This is a genomic window from Phycisphaerae bacterium (assembly GCA_035384605.1).
In the GTDB taxonomy this organism is placed as follows: Bacteria; Planctomycetota; Phycisphaerae; order UBA1845; family PWPN01; genus JAUCQB01.
The window spans coordinates 1-6,169 of the sequence record DAOOIV010000183.1 but is presented as its reverse complement, the minus strand read 5'-3'; the positions used below and the strand labels follow the sequence as shown (position 1 = coordinate 6,169).

The following is a 6,169-nucleotide window of genomic DNA, read 5'->3' as shown; positions in this document are numbered from 1 at the left end:
AAGACTACATATTCAAACCGGCGAAATCTCTGCACTTTCAGAACGACGCTGGCACAGGAAGACCGGCGCAGAACTGAAAACAGACCACTCGACGCTTTCACGTTTTCTTCTTGGCGTCTTGGCGACTTGGCGGTTTACATTCCCCTTTCGGCCGTGTTAGACTCTGCCCCGCGAGCAATGCAGTCGGGTAGTCCTTGGCTCACAATCGCGAAAGGAACGCATATGACACGGCGATACGTGTGGATGTGGCTGTTCATCAGCGCAGCTCTCGTCAGCGCGGCTCAGGCCGAGTCGATCACCACCGGTTCATTGCTCCGGGAGATGATCGATCTTCACAAACTGGCCGATTTCCCGAGCCCGGCGTACAAGACGGTGCAGTTCTCATCTTACGATCACCGCAGCAAGGTGCCGGGCGGGCCGGAGTGGTTCGCCAACTCCGATGGCTTTGGCCGTGAGCCGGTGCCGAATTTCGAGGCGGTCATTCGTGAACCGGCCGACGGCAAGCCGGGCGAGTACCTCATCTGCGACGTGAAGGGCCCCGGGGCGATCGTCCGCACCTGGACGGCCGCGATCAGGGGCAACATCCGTCTGTTCCTGGACGACATGGACAAGCCTCTCTTCGACGGCCCGGCCGAGGAGTTTCTGTATCGACCGTACGAGCCGTTCAGCAAGGAAGCCGGCATCGATCCTGATTTCTATCGCAACAGCTTTCAGCAGAATCGGGCCGGCTACGCGCCGATGCCGTTCGCCAAACAATGCCGGATCATCTGGGTCGGCAACGTGAATGAGATCCACTTCTATCAGATTCAGATTCGCCTGTACGAACCGACGGCCAACGTGGTGACCTTCGGTCCGCAGGACGTGAAAAAGTACGCCAACGAGATCCGCGAGATCGGCAAGGTGCTGGCGGCCCCGGCGGCCAACTGGAAGTACGCCTCGACCGCCGCCCCGGTCGAGATCAAGGCCGATCTGGCGCCCGGCGAGGTGAGAGAGGTCCTCAAGCTGAAAGGCCCCCAGGCCGTCGAGCGGCTGACGCTGAAGCTGAGTGCCAAGGATATCGACCGCGCTCTGCGCCAAACAGTCATGCACGTCATCTGTGATGACTACCCCTGGGGACAGGTCCAATCACCGGTGGGTGACTTCTTCGGGGCCGGGCCGGGAATCAACCCATACGATTCCGTTCCTTTCACCGTTGAGGCCGACGGCACCATGACCAGCCGGTTTATGATGCCCTTTGCCAAGTCCATGCGGATTGTCCTCCAAAACCTCGGACAGCAGGCGGCATCGATCAGCGGCTCAGTGTTGCCCATGGACTACGAGTGGAACGATAAGACCTCGATGCACTTCCGCGCCCGCTGGCGGGTCAACCACGATCTCGTCGGGGCCGGTGACGCGGTGCAGGATCTGCCGTTCTTGATTGCCCGCGGCGGCGGCGTGTACGTGGGAACAGCGTCTCTGCTGCTCAACCCGACCGAGATCCCAACGCCGGGCGGCGGATGGTGGGGCGAAGGTGACGAGAAGATCTTCGTCGATGACGATGTCCGGCCTTCGACCTTCGGTACCGGCTCAGAGGACTACTACAATTACGCGTGGTCTTCTCCCGACATATTCTTCCACGCCTACTGCGGGCAGCCCCGCAATGACGGCCCGGGCACGCGCGGGTTCGTGACCAACAACCGCTGGCACGTCATCGACGCGCTTCCGTTCAAGAACAGCATCGCGTTGTACATGGAGCTGTTCCACCACGAACGGACGCCGGGAATATCGTACGCCCGAGTCGGCTATCACTACGCCCGGCCAGGCTTGATCGACGATCATGTACCCATCACCGGCGAAGACGTCCGGTCGCTCGACCTGCCGCCCAATTGGCAGCCCGCCTCACGCGGCGGCGCGAACAATTCGGTGTACCATCAGGCTGAGTCGCTGGTACACTCACCACGAGCCAAGCTTGCCGATGGCAATCTGTATGCCGGTGGGAAGGTCTTACAGTGGGAGCCGGCGAGCAAGGGTGATGAACTCGTGTTGACCTTTCCCATCGCCGAAGCGGGTCGCTATGCCTTGCACCTGGCCGCGGCTTTGAACGGCGAGTCGGGGAGAATCTCGGTCCACATGGGCGACAAATCAATTATGGGCGGCGAGAAAGGCGTGATCGATCTGTGCGCCCCGGGCCGGCAGATGCTGCGGGAGTTCTCAACGGGGCCGATGGACCTGCCCAAGGGGGATCTTAAGCTGACCGTCCGTTACGAGGGGCCGTCAGAGAAATGTGGCGGAAGCACCGTCGGCCTCGACTACCTGCGCGTGCAGCGCCGGTGAGGGTGTGCGCACGATCGCAGTCGGGCAGAAACGCATGGACGGGGAGACGCCCGCCACTGCGAAATCTGTGGTGCTGAAAGAGCGGTCAGCGTTCAGCGGTCGGCTGGGTTGCTGCCGCTGCCTTTCTGCTTCGCCAAGGCTACGCAGCACGGGTGCGGTCGTCTCGGCGAACCAGGATCGCGGTTCTGAAGACGGCGCTCTGATCTGCGCACAGGCGGCACATCGTTTCGCACATTCTCATCTGCCACAATCGCGGTCGGCCGGGACGCCGGGGCCTGTCAGGCAGGCCCGGAAGATAGCGAAGTCTTCGGAATCCACATCGTTATCGTCATCCAGACGGGCCGGCGCGCACTGAGAGAGGTTCTGAGGGTTGCCCGCGCCGGTGTAACACGCCTGGAAGAGGCCGAAGTCGTGCTGGTCGACGTCATTGTCCAAGTCCATGTCGCCCTTGGCCGGTGGGATCGTGCCCCAGACCTCGAACTCGGGGATACGGGCGTAGTTGTCCACGCCGGCGTCGGAGATATTAAGGCGGACGTATCGAATCTGCTGCGGCTCGGCGAACGTGAACAGGGTGGTGTGGAGCTGATAAGGATTCGAGCCGGTGAACTGCGTCGTCCACGGGCCGGCCATGCTGCTCCCCGACTCGATCGTGAAGACCTGCGTGTTGTAGTAGCTCGGCTCGCCACCGGCGCCTGCGTGCTTGACCACGACACAACTCACATCGGCAATCGCCCCGAGGTCCAGCGCGAGCCAGTGGTTGGGCGTCGTGCCCGTCGAAGTCCACTTGGTATTGAGCAGTCCGTCACGGGCCTTGGCGCCGGTCCAGTCGGGACCGTAGACGCTGTCGGTCGCGTCGGCCACGGCCGTCAGAGCGAGATTGACGTCACCGGGAAGCGGTCCGCCGCCGCCGGTCTGGGCGCTCTCGACGTTGATCAGGCGGACCACACCCGTGTCCACCCGAATGGTCAGCGTGTGCGAACCGGTCGAGAGGTTCTTGGCAACCGGCAAGGCCCACAAGTAGGTATAGCCGTTCACGGCGAGGTAAGCCGTGGCAAACGCACCACCGTCGACCGAGTAGTACAGTCTGGGCCCCGAGTCGCCCGACACGACGATCTTCACCGCCGCCGACGGACCGGTGAAGCCGATGCTGACCTGTGATCCGGCCGTGGATGACTGGATGAAGCTGGGTACGCCGAACTCGTTGTAGTGAGCCGTCCAGCCGGACGGCAGCGGGCTGACAGTGACCCAGTCGGTGATGGTGCTACTCGTGACCGGGTAGTCGGTTCGAGGGGAGGGCAGGTTGTGGGCAGCAGCAGCAGCCCCGCGAACGCGTTCGCTTTCCAGGTAAGAGACGATCGCGTTGGAATAGATCTGCGAGCCGGAGGCGTTCGGGTGTACGCGGTCGCCGTCGATCGTTAGGCTCTCCCAAGGTGTCCCGGCCAGCACGTGCTCGTACAACGCCCAGCCGACGTTGACGCTGGACACGCCATAATGGTCGCAGACGTTGTAGTGGGCCTGCACGCTGTTGGGATAGTATCCGGCGAGGTAGGCCGGCTCATTGTAGTAGGCGATGGTCTCGATGAAGCACACGTCTGCCATCGAGTTCTGCGTCCAGCTTTGGCGGACCATCCCTTCGCTGTTGCGTTCAATGAATGATACGGGGTCCTCGGGCAGGTCATTGACCGCAAACTCGATGAAGACCAGGTCGGGATTCTGGGCCAGCACGTCGCGGGCATAGCGCATGGCTCCGATCAAGCTGCCTGTCCCGCTCCAGCCGGCGTTGATCTCGGTGATACGGCCGGGGTACTTCGAGTTGAACCACGAGGTCACGTTGTTTCGGTAGCCGGTCATCTCCGTGACGCTCCCGCCGATGTAGGCGATCTTGACCGAGTGGCCGCTGTTGAGCTTGGCAAAGACGTTGGCCAGACCATTACCGCGATGGATTTCGATAGGATAGTCGACGGCCATCACTGATACCGCAAACGTCGCGCCGAAAGCTGCGGTCGCCCAAAAGACCATCGTGTTCCAGCCGCCTTGCCGACGTGAGGAGGCTTCAGGTTCTCGCTTCACCGCTCCACTCCAGTTCATCGTGATGCGGACTGTTGCGTGACGATCGCGAATCCGGAACTTCCGCCTAAGGCGGACCGCCTTTTTGCGGGCCGCAACCGAAGCGCATTTGAGTCCGGAAACAAGCGCGCAAGCCGCATCGCTTTCCAGCCCTGAGGCTCTATTCATTGATCGAGGGCTTTTGGAATCGCTCCCTGATGCCCTCGCATACCGATTGCAGTTTACTCAACTCCGAGGCGTGGTAAAAGAGGCCGGGCGGTCGGTTTCTGAAGAGATAGTGGCTGACCAGCCAGATTTGTCCACTGAGGTATTGCAGGTCTTCGGCCGCCCTCGACACCTGGTCGTCGGCCGCGGTAAACGCCGGAGACCAGCGAGGCAGAGCCTCATCGAGCTTCTTGAGCGGAACCGGATCGCCGGGCTTGATCGTACCGCCGATAACCAAGAAAGGTTTGATCGTGGTGCTGCCGCGGCCGCGCTGAACGATGAGATAGTTGAAATCCTCGACGGGCCTGACCAGGCGAAATGCCGGCTGCTCGACGGCTCGGGCCCGCTCGATCCGCTGCTTTACGGCGGCGGCTTTTTCATACGCCCGCTCATCCGCCAGTTGCCGCATTTGTTGATGCCAATGGTTGAAAGTTGCCTCCCGATGGCCGCCGGCGAAGGCCAGCGCCGCCCGGATCATTTCGCGGTACTGTTGCATCGGTATCAAGCCGGCACATGCCCCCAGACACCTGCCCATCTCGTAATAGGCGCACGGTGTCCCGTGCGGGACTTGCTCGAGGACCGGGTGGCAGCGGCAGAGGTCGAACGCGTCCTCGATTACTTGGATGAAACGGTTGGCGTCCGATTGCGCAGGAAATGGGCCGAGCGCGGCACCCTCGGCGGCCAGCACCTTGCCCGCCAGGAATCGGGGGATGGAGGCCTCGGGGTTCACCTGCACGAACCACGCCGGGGCGAAAGAGAGGCTCTTGAGATACTCATTCGGCATGATCTGCCGGGCCAGGCGCAGATAGAGATAGTCGGTCTCAAAAGCCGAGTATGCCGGTTGCCAGCGGATCTTTCTGACGATTTCGCCGAGCCGGGCTCGCCGCCGCGACTCAGCCGCGAGGGGCTCATTGGTCTCCACGGGCGGATCAAGCAGCCGTCCTCGCAGAGCCCGCCTCAGGTCGGCCGCGGTGGACAACTGGACGAGGCGGTCCTGCTCGTCGGTCAGCAGATATACTCCCCTGCCGCCCGGGAAGGCTCTTGCGGTGGCTTGGCGATCCGGCCGGAAGCCGGCCCCTTCCTGAGCCTGATCGGAGCTCTCGGCCCGAACCGGTCCTCCCGCATCCACTGCTTGCTGGTCGTTCGCCGGGATGGGCGGGTAATCCATTTCATGAAGAAAAAGGTCTTGCCATCGCACGGTCGTAGTCTAAGCCGAAGTCCTTCGCCTGAACAGGTCTGATTTTACCATTGCGCGTTGGGTTAACGAAGGATGTTTCCTGAAAAGGGCTCGACTCGCGCGTTCCTCCGATTGTTCACGACATCGTGGATTGCGTGCGGGCTCACATCTTTTTTCTGCGTCCGCCGGCCTAAGGCGGACCGCCTTTTTGCGGGCCGCAACCCAAACGTCTTGCGATCCAGAAACATGCGCGCAAGCCGCACAGATGTCCGGCCGTAAGGGTTGAAAGGCGCATGCCCACGCAAAGCCGTGGGCATGGCACCCGGCGGAGGGCCGAATGACGAATGTCGAAATCTAAATGACCAATGCCGAGATCCGGATGAACAACGTCGAAATCACAATGACTTA

At 61.8% G+C, this 6,169-nt stretch carries 3 protein-coding genes; 1 reads left to right on the top strand and 2 read right to left on the bottom strand.

Annotated features, from left to right (window positions below):
- Positions 1-222: 222 nt before the first annotated feature.
- Entirely contained in the window at positions 223-2,313 is a 2,091-nt protein-coding gene (locus PLL20_21290; protein ID HPD32537.1) for a DUF2961 domain-containing protein, read from the top strand.
- A 237-nt stretch (positions 2,314-2,550) separates the two neighbouring features.
- Here PLL20_21290 and PLL20_21285 read toward each other — a convergent pair whose 3' ends face one another.
- Positions 2,551-4,383, bottom strand: a complete 1,833-nt coding sequence (locus PLL20_21285; GenBank protein ID HPD32536.1) for a discoidin domain-containing protein — start codon at positions 4,381-4,383, stop codon at positions 2,551-2,553.
- Between the two features lie 157 nt (positions 4,384-4,540).
- Entirely contained in the window at positions 4,541-5,782 is a 1,242-nt protein-coding gene (locus tag PLL20_21280; protein HPD32535.1) for a hypothetical protein, read from the bottom strand.
- Positions 5,783-6,169 lie beyond the last annotated feature (387 nt).